This is a genomic window from Rahnella perminowiae (assembly GCF_019049695.1).
Taxonomy (GTDB): Bacteria; Pseudomonadota; Gammaproteobacteria; order Enterobacterales; family Enterobacteriaceae; genus Rahnella; species Rahnella perminowiae.
The window spans coordinates 1-17,400 of the sequence record NZ_JAFMOT010000140.1 but is presented as its reverse complement, the minus strand read 5'-3'; the positions used below and the strand labels follow the sequence as shown (position 1 = coordinate 17,400).

Here is a 17,400-nt window from a genome sequence, read left to right as displayed (position 1 = left end):
ACCTGTATATGTACACCATGACGCCACGCACCGGTTTTGTCCTGATTGATACCTGGCTGTCCGGCGACCGTGAAATGTTTTACAACGCTATCCGCCATTTATGGTTGCCGGTGACGGTGCTGGCGATGTTGTCGATGGCGGGTATTACGCGCCTGTTGCGTGCGTCGATGCTGGGCGAAATGAACAAAGAGTATGTGATTCTGGCCCGGTCAAAAGGGGCCGGCAGGATGCGTGTTCTGCTTTGCCACGTCTTCCCGAACGTGCTTGGTACACTGATCACGGTGCTGACGCTGTCCTACGCCAGCCTGCTCGAAGGTGCGGTACTGACCGAAACGGTATTCGCCTGGCCAGGTGTCGGGCGTTATCTGACCACCGCGTTGTTTGCTGCGGATACCCCGGCAATTCTTGGCGCTACGCTGCTGATTGGCACCTGCTTCGTGCTGCTCAATGCGCTGGCTGACGCCCTTACTTATCTGCTCGATCCGCGAACCCGGTAGTTGCTATGACTCAAATGATTCCTGAACAACCGACGCAGGTTGAGGCTGAAGCCGATACCTCCGTCTGGAAACCGACCCGGCGCATCACCACGTTTTCTGTCGGACTGGTGCTGGTTGCTATTCTGGTGCTTACCGCGCTGCTCGCGCCGTGGCTGGCACCGTTTGACCCGAATATTCAGCACATCGAATTACGCCTGCTGCCGCCTTCGGAAACCCACTGGCTGGGCACCGACGGGTTTGGCCGCGATTTACTCTCCCGCGTGGTCTATGGTGCACGTCCGACCCTGCTGCTGGTGTCACTGATTCTGGTACTGACCATTCCGGTGGGGCTGCTGATCGGCATCAGCGCGGGATACATTGGCGGCTGGTATGAGCGCATTGTGATGCGACTGACCGATATCGTGATGTCCTTGCCAAGTCTGGTGATGGCACTGGCGCTGGTGGCGATTCTCGGCCCCGGCCTGATGAACGGGGCTCTGGCACTGGCTTTCACCAGTTGGCCGCCCTTTGCGCGACAGGCAAGGGCGGAGACGCTGGCACTTCGCCGCAGTGATTATCTGGCAGCGGCGCGGATGCAGGGCATCGGCGGGTTGCGTCTGATGTTCGGCCATATTCTGCCGCTGTGCCTGCCGAGCGCCGTAGTACGTGCGGCCCTCAGCCTCGGCGGCATCATTCTGGCTTCTGCCGGTCTGGGCTTCCTCGGTATGGGTATTCAGCCACCGACCGCTGAATGGGGGTCAATGGTTGCTGAAGGCAGCAAGGTGATTTTCGATCAATGGTGGGTCGCCGCAGCACCGGGCGGGGCGATTTTATTTGCCAGCCTGGCTTTCAACCTGCTGGGCGACGGCCTGCGCGACAAAATGGATCCACGACATGGCAACTGACTTTTTACATAAGGACAAGTCATCCGGCGATCAGCTGGTCGCGAAGGATTTGACCATTTATTTGCCGGGCGAACGTCCGCTGGAACTGGTGAAATCCCTGTCATTCAGCGTCGGGCAGGAACGCGTGGCGCTGGTCGGCGAGTCCGGCTCCGGAAAATCCCTGACCGCCCGTGCGCTGATGGGGTTACTGCCGCATCCGTGCAAATTGCGTGCATCACAGCTGACGCTGGGTGACAACGATCTGACCACGCTCAGAGAACGTGAGTGGAGCACGCTTCGCGGAAACCGCGTGTCGATGGTGATGCAGGATCCGAAACATGCGCTCAATCCGACACAAAAAATCGGCAAGCAGGTAGAAGAACCGCTGCGCCTGCATACACGCCTTGGCCGCAAGGAGCGTCAGGAAAAAGTCACCGAGATGCTGAATGCTGTCGGTCTGCCGAATCCGGCTTTCTTGCAACAGCAGTATCCGCATCAGCTTTCCGGCGGGATGGGGCAGCGCGTGATGCTGGCGATTGCACTGATCAATGATCCCCAGTGGCTGATAGCCGACGAACCCACTTCCGCGCTGGATTTCGAGATGCGCGAACAGGTTCTGGGGCTGATTGAGCGATTAGTTGAACAGCGAAACATGGGACTGATCCTGATCAGTCACGACCTGCAACAGGTCGCCCGTTATTGCGAACGGGTGCTGGTGATGTACAAAGGCGAGCTGCTTGATGAACTGGCAGCCGATCAGTTGGCGAACGCCACCCATCCTTATACGCATACGCTCTGGTCATGCCGTCCGAGCAAATTTACGCACGGTGAACGCCTGCCGGTGCTGGATCGCGCGCTGCTGGCTTCTTTAAAACAGGATCCGCGCCATGAGTGAAATTATTGCTGAATTGCGTCAGCTTAGCGTGTCGCATCGTCAGGGTTACGAAACCCGCACGGTGGTGCATAACGTCAATCTGACCATCCGTAAAGGCGAATGCTTCGGACTGGTCGGGCCGTCCGGTTGCGGCAAATCATCATTGCTGTGGGTGCTGGCTGGTCTGAACGGACACTGGGGCGGCAGCCTGACGCTGCTTGACCATCAAGTGAAACCCGGCAAGCCTTTCACCGGTAGCCTGCGCCGCGATGTACAGATGGTTTTTCAGGATCCGTATGCTTCGCTGCACCCCAAACACAAGCTGCTGCGTACGCTGGCCGAGCCGCTGAAAATCCTTAAAGAACAGGATATCGAACAGAAAATTGCCGAAGGTTTTCGCCAGGTCGGGCTGGATCCGGCGCTGATGAACCGTTATCCGCACCAGCTTTCCGGCGGTCAGCGTCAGCGCGTGGCGATTGTCCGGGCGCTGTTGCTTAAACCGAAACTGCTGCTGCTCGATGAACCGACATCAGCCCTTGATATGTCCGTACAGGCAGAAATTCTTAATCTGCTCAATGACCTGAAAGCCAGCAGTGATCTGACCATGATTCTGGTCAGTCACGATGCCGATGTGATTGATCATATGTGTGATCGGGCAGTGCATATGGCGAAGGGTTACGTGTTGAGCTGACCGTGCGCCTTATAATCCCTTCTCACAGTCCCCGGGCAAAGGTCCCGGGGATTCTCCGTTCAGCAGTATTTTGAGCGCACCATCGAAGCTTGTCTGCCGGGGAATTTTTATGATTTTTTCAGAAAATCTTTCAGATGAACGACCTTGTTGATGTCATCCATCAGGCGCGGGTTATTGCGCACTTCCCAGATATCGACATGGGTTTGCAGGTTTAACCAGAATTCGACAGAAGTCTCAAATGTCTTTGCCAGCCGGAAGGCGATATCAACGGTCAGCTTGCGGTTGTTATTCACCAATGCGCTGATGGTATTGCGGTGAACATTCAGCATGTCGGCAAGATCGTTGATCCGCAGGCCAGTGGGCTCAAGAAATTCGTAAAGTAAAATATCACCAACGGTAGCGGGTTTACGTGTGGTCACAGCCATACGACGTTCCTTTTGGTATGTCTTCATTAACATCGAAACGAATATGCTCATAATTACCGGTAACGCCTGTAACCGTGGGGATCTAAATACAGGCCATGTGCTTTGCCTTCCCGCCAGTAAAAAATCAGACGGTACTGTTCATTCACCCTGATCGATGAAAATCCTTTTAACGGAGCTGCCAGATCTTCGTAGCGATTGCCCGGAGGCCAGAGTAAATCCCGATAATCCATTTCGGCATTGATCATATCCAGCTTCCTTTCCAGAGCGGTTGCCAGCGTCCCGGGTATTTTGCGATGGGGAGTGGCGAAGTGAAAAAAGTCTTCCAGCCATTGATCGCGGAAACTGCTTATCCTGAGCATATCGTTCATGAGATGAACCCATCCTGATTTTTAAGGTGGGGTACCGAAGCCTTCTTGCACTGTGCTTCGGTGCATAAATTAACAGAGTCTTTTGCCGTTGTATAGGGATTGTTCTCCCGGGAACGGACGTGACTTTAATGCCTGATGCGTTTAGCGAAAGCGGTTGTTGAGGATTTTGCGGGACGTTTTCCACAGAATGTGCGTCACCCGGCAGAGGGGTACGGCATGAATGCGGCAAGGCGCGCAAAATTTTTCTGCCTGCGGTGGAACGCGCGGGAGCAACAATTTTCGATTTTAAGCCACGCCGCGGGTTGCGCCGGGCTTATGAGCATGATAATGATTTCCTTCGGTATTCTGCCAGCCACTTTTCCGACCACTGAGATCTTATGAGCCTGAAAGCTTTCAACCCTGATGCCCTGCAAAAAGGTGATCTGATTAACCTGCTGATCGCCATTCCTGCCGGGATTATTGCCGCGCTGGTGACAATCGCTTTTCGCGGGGCGATTTCGGGTATCAACGGCCTGATGTTCAGTGATGGCAGCGATATCACCAAAGCTTTCAATGAATATCCTCAATTTCTCTGGCCGCTGATCACCACAGGAGGGGGCGTGATTGCGGGTTTCATCCTGCTGTGGGCGCTGCGTCACGAAAGCAGGCACGGCAAAATGCCGGATTATCTGGATGTCATCGATCAGCGTCTGCCGGGCATTCCGGTGGTCAGTACCGTGCTGCGCGGGCTGTCGTCGCTTGCCAGTATTGCCAGCGGCGGTTCAATTGGTCGCGAAGGGGCAATGGTCCAGTTATCCGCGTTAAGCGGCAGCCTGCTCGGGCGGTTTTCACGTTTTAAAGGCGTACATCAGTCAGATGTTATCGCCATGGCTGCCGCGGGCGGGCTGGCAGCGGTGTATCACGCTCCGTTTGCCGGCGCGTTGTTTGTGGCGGAAATCGCTTTTGGTGTGACCGCCGTACAGCGCCTGATCCCGCTGTTTATCTCGGCGTCGGTCGCGGTGCTTACTGTCCGGTCGCTGACCGGTTATGCGCCGCTGTATCTGTATGCTTCCGCCTCATTCAGCCCCTCTTTAGGGGCGATTTTTACCGTGCTGATTATTGGCATGGCGACGGGGATTCTCGGGCCGTTATTCATCTCATCAATCGATAAAGTGCGGCAGTGGATGAAACCCATTTCGCATCCGGCGCTGCGTCTGGGTCTTGGCGGGCTGGGCGTCGGCCTGGTGGCGATGATTTCGCCGCTGGTGCTCGGTAACGGTTTTGAGGTCATTGATTTAATCCTTAACAACGGGGATTTACAGACCTCTTTATGGGTGCTGCTGATCCTGAAAATTGTCGCCACGGCGATCACCATCGGTTCCGGTGCGGTCGGCGGGTTGTTCACGCCGTCGTTACTGATTGGCGCGGCGGGCGGCGCGCTGGTGTGTACCTTCCTGCAATGGCTGGGATTCGATCCCGGTCCGGTCGGGTTATATGCTGCGATCGGCATGAGCGCATTGCTGGCGGCCACCAGTCATGCACCGCTGATGTCGATCATGATGGCGTTCGAAATGACCCTCAACAGTTCGCTGCTGTTCCCGCTGATGCTGGCGACGGCGATTTCTTATGTTGTGGCGTCTCGCCTGAAAGTCGGCGGCACGTACCCGGTGCTGACACGGCATAATGCCCGGTTTGCGGCGAAAAATGCGTTTGAATACAGTACGGTGGCATCACTGATTTCACCTTGTTCGAAAATGTACGTCGACGCTTCGCTGTCAGAGGTGGTCAGCGAAGGGTTAAAACAGCGCACACGGTATGTATACATGGTAGACAGGGAAGAACGTTTTCTGGGCGTGGTGCCGACCAATGTGGTGGCGGCAGGGCTTATTGATGGCAGCGTGAAAGCTGACAGCCCGATTGATCCGTTTATCGAACAGGAATTCACGACGATTTTTCAGCAGGCCAGTTACGAGCAGGCGTGGGCGATGTTCAGTCATTCGCCACTTGAACGTTTACCGGTGCTGGAAAATGCGCAATCACGCCGTTTGCTGGGTGTGATCACTAAAGCTGCGTTGCTGAATAAAGCCAAAGATTTCCTGTAGTTGTTGTGCGGACAGCCGTCATCAGCCGTCGTCGCGATGCCTTAACGCATACCAGCCCGCCAGCAGGGTAAACACGCCGACAATCACCACCAGTAAAATAAAACCGTGGTGATTGCTGGCGAGCGGAATGCCACCGACGTTCATGCCAAAGAAACCTGCGACAATATTGATCGGCAGCGCCAGCACGGTGATTACCGTCAGCACATACAGCGTGCGGTTACTTTGCTCCATCTGCCGTGAGGTGATTTCTTCCTGCAATAACCTGATGCGTTCGGTCAGGGCGATAAGGTCATTCAGTACCACCGAAAATTCCTCGGCAAACTGCCGTAAATCCTGGACCACGGCAGGGGCTATCCAGGCGGGAGGACGGTTCAGCAGGCGAAACAGGGCGGTCGGTTCCGGTGCGAGTAAACGCTGAAACCGCAGCAGCATACGGCGCAGACGCCCCAAATCGGCGCGGTTCTTTTTCACGTGATGGCTCAGCAACCGCTCTTCGATGGTATCCACGTACTGATTAGCTCGCCGTACAATCTGTTCCAGTAAATCTTCCTGTTCCTCTAAAAGATGCACCAGCAGCGCGGTTGGCGTGGTGATGGCCAGATGTTCCAGTCGTTTGAATAACTGTTCGATCAGCCTCACCGGTTTGTGGCGCGCCGTGATCACCAGCTGCTGATGGCAACTGAGCCACAGCGTCGAGGCTTCATCACTGGTTTCATCCGGACGGAAAATCACATCGTTGAGCACCGCCAGCAGCGTGTCATCAAGCCGTTCAATGCGCGTACTGCGCGATCCTTCGCGGATTTCCTCGAAAAATACCTCGCCGATGCCAAAATGCTTTTTCAGCCATTTTTCTGACATAGCGTGATTGAGATTGACGTGGATCCAGACGAATCCTCTGTCGTGGCAAATCTGCTGCCAGGCTTCCTGAACCTGTTGTGAGGAAACGCGTTCGGCTGGGCGGTCAGGACGAAAAACGAAACCGTATATCATCCCGGTAACTTCATCGTTGAAATTGAGTACGGCGGGTTTTTCTGTCTGCATTAAAGGTTTCTGGTGGTGAAAGCAGGTTGTTCTATTACGCCAGACATCGGCGTAAATACAATAACCTCCCGCGTGATTTCACAATACTGTCACATTCAAACGGCCTTACCTCCAATTTTCCTGCGGATGACTTAATGCCCCCCTTTTTGTTGTCTTTGTGTAATTAATTCCAGTAAATCAATCAATTATAGCAACTTAACTTCATACCTCTTTGGGGGTATTTGTCGTTATATAAATGAATGCATGACGCAAAGGCGTTGATCGCAATCAATTGGGCGCGCGTGTGGGCTGCATACCCTGAGGGCATAACGAGCAATGAAGTTGTATTCCCCGCCATTCACATAATGACAAAGCGCAATGAAGCCTTTGCACAGGAGAGTCCCGGATGAGCAAGTTTCTTGACCGGTTTCGCTATTTCAAACAGCTAGCTGAACCCTTTGCTGACGGCCACGGCCAGACGCTGAATACCAATCGCGACTGGGAAGACGGTTACCGCAGCCGCTGGCAGCATGACAAAGTGGTCCGTTCCACGCACGGTGTGAACTGCACCGGTTCATGCAGCTGGAAGATTTACGTCAAAAACGGTCTGGTGACCTGGGAAACCCAGCAGACCGACTACCCGCGCACCCGTCCGGATCTGCCGAACCACGAGCCGCGTGGTTGCCCGCGCGGTGCCAGCTATTCCTGGTATCTCTACAGTGCAAACCGTCTGAAATATCCGCTGATGCGCAAGAAACTGATCCAGTTATGGCGTGAAGCCAGACTGAATTACAGCGATCCGGTCGATGCCTGGGGCTCGATTGTCAGTCAGCCGGAAAAAGCCAAAGAATATAAAGCGGCACGCGGTCGTGGGGGATTTGTCCGTTCAAGCTGGCAGGAAGTGAATGAACTGATTGCCGCGTCCAACGTGTATACCGCCAAAACTTTCGGCCCGGACCGCATTATCGGTTTTTCGCCCATTCCGGCGATGTCGATGGTGTCTTACGCTTCCGGCGCACGTTATCTGTCGCTGATCGGCGGTGTTTGCCTGAGCTTCTACGACTGGTATTGCGATTTGCCCCCGGCGTCTCCGCAAACCTGGGGCGAGCAGACTGACGTGCCGGAATCGGCTGACTGGTACAACTCTTCGTATATTATTGCCTGGGGTTCCAACGTTCCGCAGACCCGTACGCCGGACGCGCACTTCTTCACCGAAGTGCGCTATAAAGGCACTAAAACGGTGGCTATCACGCCAGACTATGCGGAAATCGCCAAGATTTGTGACCAGTGGCTGGCGCCGAAGCAAGGCACCGACAGCGCACTGGCGCTGGCCATGGGCCATGTGATCCTCAAATCCTTCCACATCGATAATCCAAGTCAGTACTTCACCGACTACGTGCGCCGCTACACCGATATGCCGATGCTGGTGATGCTGGAACCGCGCGAAGACGGATCATATGCCGCAGGCCGTATGCTGCGTGCCTCTGATCTGGTGGGCAATCTTGGTCAGGAAAATAACCCGCAATGGAAAACCATCGCCCTCGATGAACACACCGGAGAACTGGTATCACCGTTAGGTTCGATCGGTTACCGCTGGGGCGAAAAAGGCCAGTGGAATCTGGAATCCCGTGAAGGGAAAGACGGCAAAGATGTCAGCCTGAAGCTGAGCCTGCTCGGCGATCATGATGACGTTGTGAATGTGGGCTATCCGTACTTCGGTGGCGCGGTCAGTGAACATTTCAACAGTGTGGCACTGGATGAAATTCTGATGCACAAACTGCCGGTCAAACGCCTGCAACTGGCGGATGGCAGTACCGGCCTGGTGGCAAGTGTTTACGACCTGACGCTGGCGAACTACGGTATCGAACGCGGCCTGAACGATGAAAACTGCGCACAAGGCTATGATGAAATCAAAGCCTATACGCCAGCCTGGGCCGAGAAAATCACCGGGGTTTCACAGCAAAACATCGTGCGTATCGCCCATGAATTTGCCGATAACGCCCACAAAACCCATGGCCGTTCGATGATCATCGTCGGTGCCGGGATGAACCACTGGTATCACCTTGATATGAACTACCGCGGTCTGATCAACATGCTGATCTTCTGCGGTTGCGTGGGGCAGAGCGGGGGCGGCTGGGCCCACTACGTCGGGCAGGAAAAACTGCGTCCGCAGACCGGCTGGCAACCGCTGGCGTTTGGCCTTGACTGGCAGCGTCCGCCGCGCCAGATGAACAGCACCTCATTTTTCTACAACCATTCAAGTCAGTGGCGTTACGAAACCGTCACGCCACAGGAGCTGTTATCTCCGCTGGCGGACAAATCCAAATTTACCGGCAGTATGATTGACTTCAACGTGCGCGCCGAGCGTATGGGCTGGCTGCCGTCTGCGCCGCAGCTCAACGTTAACCCGCTGCACATTGCCGGGCAGGCGAAAGCCGCAGGTTTATCACCGGCCGATTTCACCGTGGCAGCCCTGAAAGACGGCAGCGTGCGTTTTGCTGCCGAACAACCGGATAATCCGCAGAACTTCCCGCGTAACCTGTTCGTCTGGCGCTCTAACCTGCTGGGGTCTTCCGGTAAAGGCCACGAGTACATGCTGAAATATCTGCTGGGCACCGAACACGGTATTCAGGGAGAGGATCTCGGCCTTCAGGGCGGCGTCATGCCGGAAGAAGTCGAATGGCAGGCGCAGGGCGGCGAAGGCAAACTGGATCTGGTGGTGACACTGGATTTCCGCATGTCCAGCACGTGTCTCTATTCTGACATCGTGCTGCCGACCGCCACCTGGTATGAAAAAGACGACATGAATACCTCGGATATGCATCCGTTTATTCATCCGCTGTCTGCTGCTGTTGACCCGGCCTGGGATTCCAAAAGCGACTGGGAAATCTATAAAGGTATTGCCAAAGAGTTTTCCCGGGTGTGCGTCGGCCATCTTGGGGTGGAAACCGACATGGTGACGTTGCCGGTTCAGCACGATTCCGCCGCTGAACTGGCACAGCCGTTTGGCGTGGAAGACTGGAAAAAAGGGGAATGTGATCTGATCCCCGGGCGCACTGCACCGCATCTGATGGTCGTTGAACGTGATTATCCGAACACCTATGAGCGCTTTACCTCGGTCGGCCCGTTGCTGGAAAAACTCGGTAACGGCGGCAAAGGCATCAGCTGGAATACTGACAGCGAAGTCGGTTTGCTGAAAAAACTGAACTACACCAAACCGGATGGCGTGGCGAAAGGCCAGCCGGTGATTAACACTGCGATTGATGCAGCGGAAGTCATCCTGACGCTGGCACCGGAAACCAACGGTCAGGTGGCGGTCAAAGCCTGGGCGGCGCTGAGCCAGAATACCGGCCGCGACCACACACATCTGGCGCTGAATAAAGAAGACGAGAAAATCCGCTTCCGCGATATTCAGGCGCAACCGCGCAAAATTATCTCCAGCCCGACCTGGTCCGGTCTGGAAGATGAACATGTTTCTTACAACGCCTGTTACACCAACGTGCACGAGCTTATTCCGTGGCGCACGCTGTCCGGCCGCCAGCAGATTTATCAGGATCATGCGTGGATGCGCGCCTTCGGTGAAAGCCTGCTGGTTTACCGTCCGCCAATCGACACCCGCGCGGCGCAGCCGTTGCTGAACGCGAAACCGAACGGCAACCCGGAAATGGCGCTGAACTTCCTGACGCCGCACCAGAAATGGGGCATTCATTCTACCTACAGCGACAACCTGCTGATGCTGACTTTAGGTCGCGGTGGCCCGATTGTCTGGCTGAGTGAAGACGATGCGAAACAGTTAGGCATTGAAGATAACGACTGGATCGAAGCTTTCAACGCCAACGGCTCGCTGAGCGCCCGTGCGGTGGTCAGCCAGCGCGTACCGGCAGGCATGACCATGATGTATCACGCACAGGAGCGCATCGTGAATATTCCGGGTTCAGAAATCAGCCGGCAGCGTGGCGGTATTCATAACTCCGTTACCCGCGTTTGCCCGAAACCGACGCATATGATCGGTGGTTACGCGCAACTGGCGTACGGTTTCAACTATTACGGCACGGTCGGCTCCAACCGCGATGAATTCGTGATTGTGCGCAAAATGAACCGCATCGACTGGTTAGACGATGAAGGTAATGACGACGTGCAGGACGCCGTACTCCCTGAAAAAGTACAGGAGAAAGCCCAATGAAAATTCGTTCACAAGTCGGCATGGTGCTGAATCTCGACAAATGCATTGGCTGCCACACCTGTTCCGTGACCTGTAAAAACGTCTGGACCAGCCGCGAAGGGATGGAATACGCGTGGTTTAACAACGTGGAAACCAAACCGGGGCTCGGTTATCCGCACGACTGGGAAAACCAGCAGAAATGGAAGGGCGGCTGGATCCGCAAAATCAACGGCAAACTGCAGCCGCGCATGGGTAATAAAGCCAACCTGCTGCATAAAATCTTCGCCAACCCGCATATGCCTGAAATCGATGATTACTACGAACCGTTTGATTTTGATTATCAGCATCTGCACACCGCGAAAGACGGCAAACATCAGCCGGTGGCCCGTCCGCGTTCGTTGTTAACCGGCAAACGCATGAAGAAAATTACCGGCGGCCCGAACTGGGAAGACGATCTGGGGACCGAGTTCAGCAAACGTTCTGCCGACCAGAACTTCGCCAATATGCAGAAAGAAATGTACGGCGAGTTCGAAAATACCTTTATGGCGTACCTGCCGCGTTTGTGTGAACACTGCCTGAATCCGGCGTGTGTGGCGACCTGTCCGAGCGGTGCGATCTACAAGCGTGGCGAAGACGGCATCGTGCTGATCGACCAGGACAAATGCCGTGGCTGGCGCATGTGTCTGACCGGCTGCCCGTACAAAAAAATCTACTTCAACTGGAAAAGCGGCAAATCAGAAAAATGTATTTTCTGTTATCCGCGTATCGAAGCCGGTCAGCCAACGGTGTGTTCCGAAACCTGTGTCGGTCGTATCCGTTATCTCGGCGTAGTGTTGTATGACGCCGACCGTATCGGTGAAGCCGCATCGGTGGAAAATGAGAAAGACCTGTACGAAAGCCAGATGAGCATTTTCCTCGATCCGAACGATCCTGAGGTGATTGCACAGGCCGAAAAAGACGGCATTCCGCTGTCCGTGATGGATGCCGCACGTCAGTCGCCGGTCTATAAAATGGCGATGGAATGGAAGCTGGCGCTGCCGCTGCACCCTGAATACCGCACGCTGCCGATGGTCTGGTACGTGCCGCCACTGTCCCCGATCCAGTCTGCTGCTGATGCCGGTGCATTACCGCACAGCGGCGTGCTGCCGGATGTCGAAAGCCTGCGTATTCCGGTGGAATACCTGGCGAACCTGCTGACTGCGGGCGACACCGCGCCGGTGCTGCGTGCGCTGAAGCGCATGCTGGCGATGCGTCATTTCAAACGTGCTGAAACGGTGGATGGCGTAACGGACACCCGCGCGCTGGAACAGGTCGGATTGTCTGTGGCGCAGGCCGAAGAAATGTACCGCTATCTGGCGATTGCCAACTACGAAGATCGTTTCGTGGTCCCTTCCGGCCATCGTGAACAGGCGCGTGAAGCCTTCCCGGAAGCCAAAGGCTGTGGTTTCAGCTTCGGCGACGGCTGCCACGGCAGCGACAGCAAATTTAACCTGTTCAACAGTAAACGCATCGATGCCATCGACATCGGCGCGAAAACAGAAAGGAACAACTGATGAACAGCTTACGACTCATTGGTTTATTGCTCGATTACCCGTCTGATGAGCTGTGGGAACACCAGACGGAGCTGCTCGAAGCGGTGACAGAATCTGCGGAACTGACTGATGTACAGCGCCACGATCTGGCGCTGTACATCACGGCGTTCTGCAAACAGGATTTGCTGGATGCGCAATCGGCGTACACCGGTTTGTTCGATCGGGGTCGCGCCACCTCGTTGCTGTTGTTTGAACATGTGCACGGCGAATCCCGTGACCGTGGTCAGGCGATGGTCGATCTGATGGCGCAATACCGCGAAGCCGGGCTGGAAATTGACAGCCGCGAGCTGCCGGATTACCTGCCGCTGTATCTGGAATACCTGACCACCCGTGATGAACATCAGGCGCGGGAAGGGTTGCGTGACATCGCGCCGATCCTGGCATTACTCAGCGCCCGGATGCAGGAGCGGAACAGTCATTACGCGGAACTGTTTGATCTGCTGCTGGCACTGTCCGGCAGCGATATCGCGACCGCCACGGTGCGCGAGGGGATCAAACAGGAAGCCCGTGATGACACGCCTGCCGCGCTGGACGCGGTGTGGGAAGAGGAACAAATCACGTTCCTTGGCGAGCAAAGCTGTGCGTCGGGCGATGAAGCCGCGCACCAGAAACGCTTCGCCGGTGCGGTCGCACCACAGTATCTGAACCTTGATGACACGCCTGCGGGGGAACCACGCAAATGACCGACTTCCTCAACAACTTCTTCTTCAATATCTATCCGTACCTGTGCGGCACAGTATTCCTGGCCGGTAGCTGGCTGCGTTATGACTACGGTCAGTACAGCTGGCGCGCCGGTTCCAGTCAGTTGCTGGAGAAAAAAACGCTGCGTATTGCTTCGCCATTGTTCCATGTCGGCATTCTCGGCATTTTTGCAGGCCATGCCTTCGGGATGCTGACGCCGCACTGGATGTATGAATCTTTCCTGCCGGTGCCGGTGAAACAGCAGATGGCGATGTGGGCGGGCGGTGCCTGTGGCGTGATGACTTTGATTGGCGGCGGCATGCTGGTGTGGCGGCGTCTGAGCAACGCGCGCGTGCGGGCGACCTCCAGTTTTGGTGACATCATGATCATCATTCTGCTGGTAGTGCAATGTGCCCTGGGGCTGAGCACCATTCCGTTCTCCGCGCAGCATATGGACGGCAGCGAAATGATGAAACTGGTCGGCTGGGCGCAGTCAGTGGTGACGTTCCGTGGCGGTGCGGCAGCACATCTCGATGGCGTGGCATTTATCTTCCGCGTGCATCTGGTGCTGGGGATGACGCTGTTCCTGTTGTTCCCGTTCTGCCGTCTGGTGCATATCTGGAGCGCGCCGGTGGAATATCTCACCCGCCGTTATCAGCTGGTACGTAATCGTCGCTGACTGACCTTCACGGATTGTGAACGGGCAATTTTGACATAAAAACGAAGGGCGCTATGATGCGCCCTTATCTTTATTTTATTGCTCAAGGACGCATCTGATGGCCACCCCAAGACAACCTATGACCGTAGCCCGCCGTTTACTTCGCAACAGCCTGATTTTACTGGTTATCGGTATTGTTGCCACGATCCACGGTTTAGTGGTTGGCAGTCCGGAAACCCCGCCGGGAGAAATGGCACCGCAACTGATGCTGGGCATCTGGTTTATCTTTATCGGTTGCGTGATGGCGCTGATCAGCGGGTTAGTGATCCGCAACAAAAAGAAAAAAGGCGAACTCTGATCTTTCGCTACACACCGAATCAGCGCTCATCAGGGCGCTTTTTTTATGTCAGCAGTGGCGTAAACCTGCGTTACGTCAACGTCACGCGCTCAGTTTTCACGCAATTTATTCTTTCAATCGTATTACAGCTAATAAAAATCCTAATCAACGTTGTCCAGGAAAAATAACATGACCAGAACGGTATACCTCAACGGGGAGTTTGTTGCCGAGCATGACGCGAAGGTGTCGGTATTTGATCGCGGTTTCTTATTTGCTGATGCCGTCTATGAAGTCAGCGCCGTGCTGAACGGACGTCTGCTCGACAACACGGCTCATCTGGCGCGGCTTGCGCGTTCCTGTCAGGCGCTGAACCTGCGTCTGCCTTGTGCGCTCAGTGATATTGAGACTCTGCAAAAACGTCTGATCACTGAAAACAATCTGCTGGAAGGGGCGGTGTATCTGCAAATCAGTCGCGGCAACAGTGGCGACCGTGATTTTGATTTCCCCGGTGAAAGCGTAACGCCAACTTTTCTGATGTTTACGCAGGCGCGCCCGCTGACAGACCACCCGAAATCAAAAAGCGGTATCCGCATGGTTTCCGTTGAAGATATCCGCTGGCAGCGTCGTGACATCAAAACCGTTGGCCTGCTGGCCCCGTGCCTGGCGAAAGAGTATGCCCATCAGCATGACGCCGACGATGCCTTACTGATCGAAAATGGTCTGATCACCGAAGCCAGCTCCAGCAATGCCTGGATCGTCGATGCTGAAGGCACGCTGATCACCCGCCCGCTCAGCACGCACATCTTACATGGCATCACCCGTCAGGCACTGCTGGAACTGGCGAAGCAGCACCATATCCACTTTGAGGAACGTCCGTTCACGCTGGATGAGGCACTGAATGCGCGGGAGATCTTTATCAGCTCCGCCACCACCTTTATCTGGCCGGTGATTGCGCTGGACGGGAAGCCGGTCGGGGACGGAAAACCGGGCGCGGTTGCCGCAAAATTGCGGGAGATTTATGTGGCGATGGCAGTAGAGGCGACAAGCCGTTAATACAGTTTTACTGCCAAAAGCCCGGGTTGTCTTCACAACTTCACTGAGGTTGAAATGTAAAAGTCAGCGGTTTTGCATTGAAGAGGGTGTGAACCGGCGTCTGCGATCTTGCCTGTTTATTTCTCTAAAACTCTCTGACTGATAACCGTTTTCATCTAGACTAACGGCTTCGCTTTCTGGCTATCTTATAAGGATGTCTGATGCTCCGCCGTTTCTTCTCTTATTACGCACCCTATAAAAAGCTGTTCTTCCTCGACTTCGGGTGCGCGATCCTCGCCGGATTGCTGGAACTGGGCTTTCCGATGGCGATTAAAACTTTCATCGATAAATTACTGCCTGCGCACGACTGGGTGCTGATCATCGGCGCGACGGTCGGTCTGTTGTTGATTTACCTTTTCAATACGGCACTGATGGCTATCGTCAATTACTGGGGGCATGCGTTGGGTGTTGGCATTGAAACCGACATGCGGCGCGAGGCATTCAGCCATTTACAGAAACTGTCTTTCCGTTATTACGACAATACAAAAACCGGCCATATCATCACCCACGTCACCAAAGATTTGGAAGAAGTGGGCGAGGTCGCGCATCACGGGCCGGAGGATGTATTTATCGCGGTAATGACTTTTATCGGCGCATTCATTCTGATGGCAACGGTCCATTTACAGCTGGCGCTGATGACCATCATTATCGTGCCGGCGATGACCTGGATGGTCAGCCGCTATGGTGCTCAGATGACTGAAACCTGGCGGCGTCTGTTCGGGCAGGTCGGTAATTTCAACGCACGTATAGAAGAAAGTATCGGCGGTATCCGCGTGGTAAAAGCATTCGCCAACGAAGAACATGAGCAAAAGCTGTTTGCTTCTGATAATGCTAATTACCGCACTACTAAGCTGAAAGCCTATCAGATCATGACCGCCAGCCTGACGCTCAGTTATCTGAGCACGCGTCTGGTTCAGCTGATTGTGATGGTCGCAGGTACCTGGTATGTGATTAACGACCAACTGACCTACGGCGGGTTCGTGGGTTTTCTGCTGCTGGTGGAAGTGTTCTTCCGCCCGGTGGCGAAAATCAGCTCAGTACTGGAAAGCTATCCGAAAGGGATCGCCGGGTTTAAACGCTTTACGCAGCTTATCGATACCTCGCCGGATATCACTGACCGGCCGGGCGCGCAGGCAGTCAGCCAGTTACGGGGCGATATTCATTATGACAACGTAGTGTTCGGCTACACCCCCGTCAGTAAAATTCTCAACGGCATTACGCTGACGATTAATGCCGGAGAAACGCTGGCGTTCGTCGGGCCTTCCGGCGCGGGAAAAACCACGTTATGTTCGCTGTTGCCCCGTTTCTATGAGCTGGACAGCGGCAGTATCACCATCGATGGCATCGATATCCGCGACATGACCCAGCGCTCGCTACGTCACAATATTGGCATTGTGCAGCAGGATGTTTTCCTGTTTGGCGGAACGATCCGTGAAAACATTGCTTACGGTAAGCTCGATGCCAGCGAAGCAGAAATCCGCCTGGCGGCCAGCCGCGCACGGCTTGATGATGTGATTGACGCATTGCCGCTGGGAATGGACACGGTAATTGGTGAACGGGGAGTGAAGCTCTCCGGTGGCCAGAAACAGCGTCTTTCGATTGCGCGTATCTTCCTCAAAAACCCGCCAATTCTGATCCTCGACGAAGCCACGTCAGCGCTGGATACTGCGACGGAGCAGGCTATTCAGCAGTCGCTGGCGGAGCTTTCTGAGGGCCGGACCACCCTGGTGATTGCCCACCGTCTGGCGACAATTCAGAATGCGGACCGCATTATTGTGGTCGATAAAGAAGGCATTGTTGAGCAGGGCACACATGAATCACTGCTGGCCCGTCAGGGGCGTTACGCACAACTTCACGCCGCACAGTTCCGTTAGTCTTTTACTCCTTCTCCTGCGAAGGAGAGGGAGTAAAATTTTCTCCGAAATTCCCCGATCTCTTTTTAGATATGATCTTTCTTTTAATGCCCCTTTTTATTAAAAGCCCGCTTTGAATAAAAAAAGCCCAATTCGGGCAAATAAAAAAATTACGTTTTTTTCAATTCAATCACGCAGGTAATTAT

General features: G+C 54.7%; 15 protein-coding genes. 12 read left to right on the top strand and 3 right to left on the bottom strand.

What is annotated here, in order from left to right; translation table 11 throughout:
• From J1781_RS01460 to J1781_RS01445, 4 genes are all read left to right on the top strand, one after another.
• A partial coding sequence (locus J1781_RS01460; RefSeq protein WP_129990619.1) for an ABC transporter permease occupies window positions 1-497 on the top strand: 497 nt, incomplete at its 5' end.
• Window positions 498-502: 5 nt separating this feature from the next.
• Entirely contained in the window at window positions 503-1,381 is an 879-nt protein-coding gene (locus J1781_RS01455) for an ABC transporter permease (RefSeq protein WP_129951464.1), read from the top strand.
• Entirely contained in the window at window positions 1,371-2,255 is an 885-nt protein-coding gene (locus J1781_RS01450; protein WP_129951463.1) for an ABC transporter ATP-binding protein, read from the top strand. Before J1781_RS01455 ends, J1781_RS01450 begins: the two co-directional genes overlap by 11 nt.
• Window positions 2,248-2,925, top strand: coding sequence for an ABC transporter ATP-binding protein (locus tag J1781_RS01445; RefSeq protein ID WP_129951462.1), 678 nt, complete (start codon window positions 2,248-2,250; stop codon window positions 2,923-2,925). The genes J1781_RS01450 and J1781_RS01445 overlap by 8 nt, the downstream gene beginning before the upstream one ends.
• A 107-nt stretch (window positions 2,926-3,032) precedes the next feature.
• Here J1781_RS01445 and J1781_RS01440 read toward each other — a convergent pair whose 3' ends face one another.
• Together J1781_RS01440 and J1781_RS01435 are read right to left on the bottom strand one after the other, a co-directional pair.
• Window positions 3,033-3,350 carry a HigA family addiction module antitoxin gene (locus J1781_RS01440; RefSeq protein WP_129951461.1) on the bottom strand — a complete coding sequence of 106 codons (318 nt, stop codon included), beginning with the start codon at window positions 3,348-3,350 and terminating at the stop codon, window positions 3,033-3,035.
• Window positions 3,351-3,403: 53 nt separating this feature from the next.
• Complete coding sequence (locus tag J1781_RS01435) at window positions 3,404-3,718, bottom strand: type II toxin-antitoxin system RelE/ParE family toxin (RefSeq protein WP_217233112.1); 315 nt, start codon at window positions 3,716-3,718, stop codon at window positions 3,404-3,406.
• Window positions 3,719-4,095: 377 nt separating this feature from the next.
• Between J1781_RS01435 and J1781_RS01430 the strand changes: the two genes are divergently transcribed.
• A complete protein-coding gene (locus tag J1781_RS01430) occupies window positions 4,096-5,799 on the top strand; it encodes a chloride channel protein (protein WP_217219542.1) in 1,704 nt (567 codons plus the stop codon).
• 21 nt (window positions 5,800-5,820) lie between these two features.
• On the opposite strand, the gene J1781_RS01425 is transcribed toward J1781_RS01430, so the two are convergent.
• Window positions 5,821-6,840, bottom strand: coding sequence for a transporter (locus tag J1781_RS01425; RefSeq protein ID WP_129951458.1), 1,020 nt, complete (start codon window positions 6,838-6,840; stop codon window positions 5,821-5,823).
• A 385-nt stretch (window positions 6,841-7,225) separates the two neighbouring features.
• Between J1781_RS01425 and J1781_RS01420 the strand changes: the two genes are divergently transcribed.
• From J1781_RS01420 to J1781_RS01390, 7 genes are all read left to right on the top strand, one after another.
• Window positions 7,226-11,002: a nitrate reductase subunit alpha gene (locus J1781_RS01420; RefSeq protein ID WP_217233111.1), complete on the top strand. Its 3,777-nt coding sequence runs from the start codon at window positions 7,226-7,228 to the stop codon at window positions 11,000-11,002.
• Window positions 10,999-12,534: a nitrate reductase subunit beta gene (gene narH / locus J1781_RS01415; RefSeq protein ID WP_217233110.1), complete on the top strand. Its 1,536-nt coding sequence runs from the start codon at window positions 10,999-11,001 to the stop codon at window positions 12,532-12,534. The genes J1781_RS01420 and narH overlap by 4 nt, the downstream gene beginning before the upstream one ends.
• On the top strand, window positions 12,534-13,256 hold the full coding sequence (gene narJ, locus J1781_RS01410) for a nitrate reductase molybdenum cofactor assembly chaperone (RefSeq protein ID WP_129951455.1): 723 nt from the start codon (window positions 12,534-12,536) through the stop codon (window positions 13,254-13,256). The genes narH and narJ overlap by 1 nt, the downstream gene beginning before the upstream one ends.
• A complete protein-coding gene (gene narI / locus J1781_RS01405) occupies window positions 13,253-13,933 on the top strand; it encodes a respiratory nitrate reductase subunit gamma (protein ID WP_129951454.1) in 681 nt (226 codons plus the stop codon). The genes narJ and narI overlap by 4 nt, the downstream gene beginning before the upstream one ends.
• 97 nt (window positions 13,934-14,030) lie before the next feature.
• Window positions 14,031-14,270, top strand: coding sequence for an LPXTG cell wall anchor domain-containing protein (locus J1781_RS01400; RefSeq protein ID WP_015697512.1), 240 nt, complete (start codon window positions 14,031-14,033; stop codon window positions 14,268-14,270).
• Between the two features lie 168 nt (window positions 14,271-14,438).
• A complete protein-coding gene (locus J1781_RS01395; protein WP_129951453.1) occupies window positions 14,439-15,302 on the top strand; it encodes a D-amino-acid transaminase in 864 nt (287 codons plus the stop codon).
• A 200-nt stretch (window positions 15,303-15,502) separates the two neighbouring features.
• Window positions 15,503-17,215 (top strand): ABC transporter ATP-binding protein, encoded by a 1,713-nt coding sequence (locus J1781_RS01390; protein ID WP_129951452.1) that lies wholly within the window; start codon window positions 15,503-15,505, stop codon window positions 17,213-17,215.
• The last annotated feature ends 185 nt before the right edge of the window (window positions 17,216-17,400 follow it).

What these genes read in the sequence shown, in the direction of transcription:
- J1781_RS01395 (WP_129951453.1), top strand. Translation starts at nt 14,439, where the DNA reads ATGACCAGAACGGTATACCTCAACGGGGAGTTTGTTGCCGAGCATGAC.
- J1781_RS01425 (WP_129951458.1), bottom strand. Translation starts at nt 6,840, where the DNA reads ATGCAGACAGAAAAACCCGCCGTACTCAATTTCAACGATGAAGTTACC.
- narH (WP_217233110.1), top strand. Translation starts at nt 10,999, where the DNA reads ATGAAAATTCGTTCACAAGTCGGCATGGTGCTGAATCTCGACAAATGC.
- J1781_RS01455 (WP_129951464.1), top strand. Translation starts at nt 503, where the DNA reads ATGACTCAAATGATTCCTGAACAACCGACGCAGGTTGAGGCTGAAGCC.
- J1781_RS01440 (WP_129951461.1), bottom strand. Translation starts at nt 3,350, where the DNA reads ATGGCTGTGACCACACGTAAACCCGCTACCGTTGGTGATATTTTACTT.
- narI (WP_129951454.1), top strand. Translation starts at nt 13,253, where the DNA reads ATGACCGACTTCCTCAACAACTTCTTCTTCAATATCTATCCGTACCTG.
- J1781_RS01435 (WP_217233112.1), bottom strand. Translation starts at nt 3,718, where the DNA reads ATGAACGATATGCTCAGGATAAGCAGTTTCCGCGATCAATGGCTGGAA.
- J1781_RS01430 (WP_217219542.1), top strand. Translation starts at nt 4,096, where the DNA reads ATGAGCCTGAAAGCTTTCAACCCTGATGCCCTGCAAAAAGGTGATCTG.
- J1781_RS01445 (WP_129951462.1), top strand. Translation starts at nt 2,248, where the DNA reads ATGAGTGAAATTATTGCTGAATTGCGTCAGCTTAGCGTGTCGCATCGT.
- J1781_RS01420 (WP_217233111.1), top strand. Translation starts at nt 7,226, where the DNA reads ATGAGCAAGTTTCTTGACCGGTTTCGCTATTTCAAACAGCTAGCTGAA.
- narJ (WP_129951455.1), top strand. Translation starts at nt 12,534, where the DNA reads ATGAACAGCTTACGACTCATTGGTTTATTGCTCGATTACCCGTCTGAT.
- J1781_RS01390 (WP_129951452.1), top strand. Translation starts at nt 15,503, where the DNA reads ATGCTCCGCCGTTTCTTCTCTTATTACGCACCCTATAAAAAGCTGTTC.
- J1781_RS01450 (WP_129951463.1), top strand. Translation starts at nt 1,371, where the DNA reads ATGGCAACTGACTTTTTACATAAGGACAAGTCATCCGGCGATCAGCTG.
- J1781_RS01400 (WP_015697512.1), top strand. Translation starts at nt 14,031, where the DNA reads ATGGCCACCCCAAGACAACCTATGACCGTAGCCCGCCGTTTACTTCGC.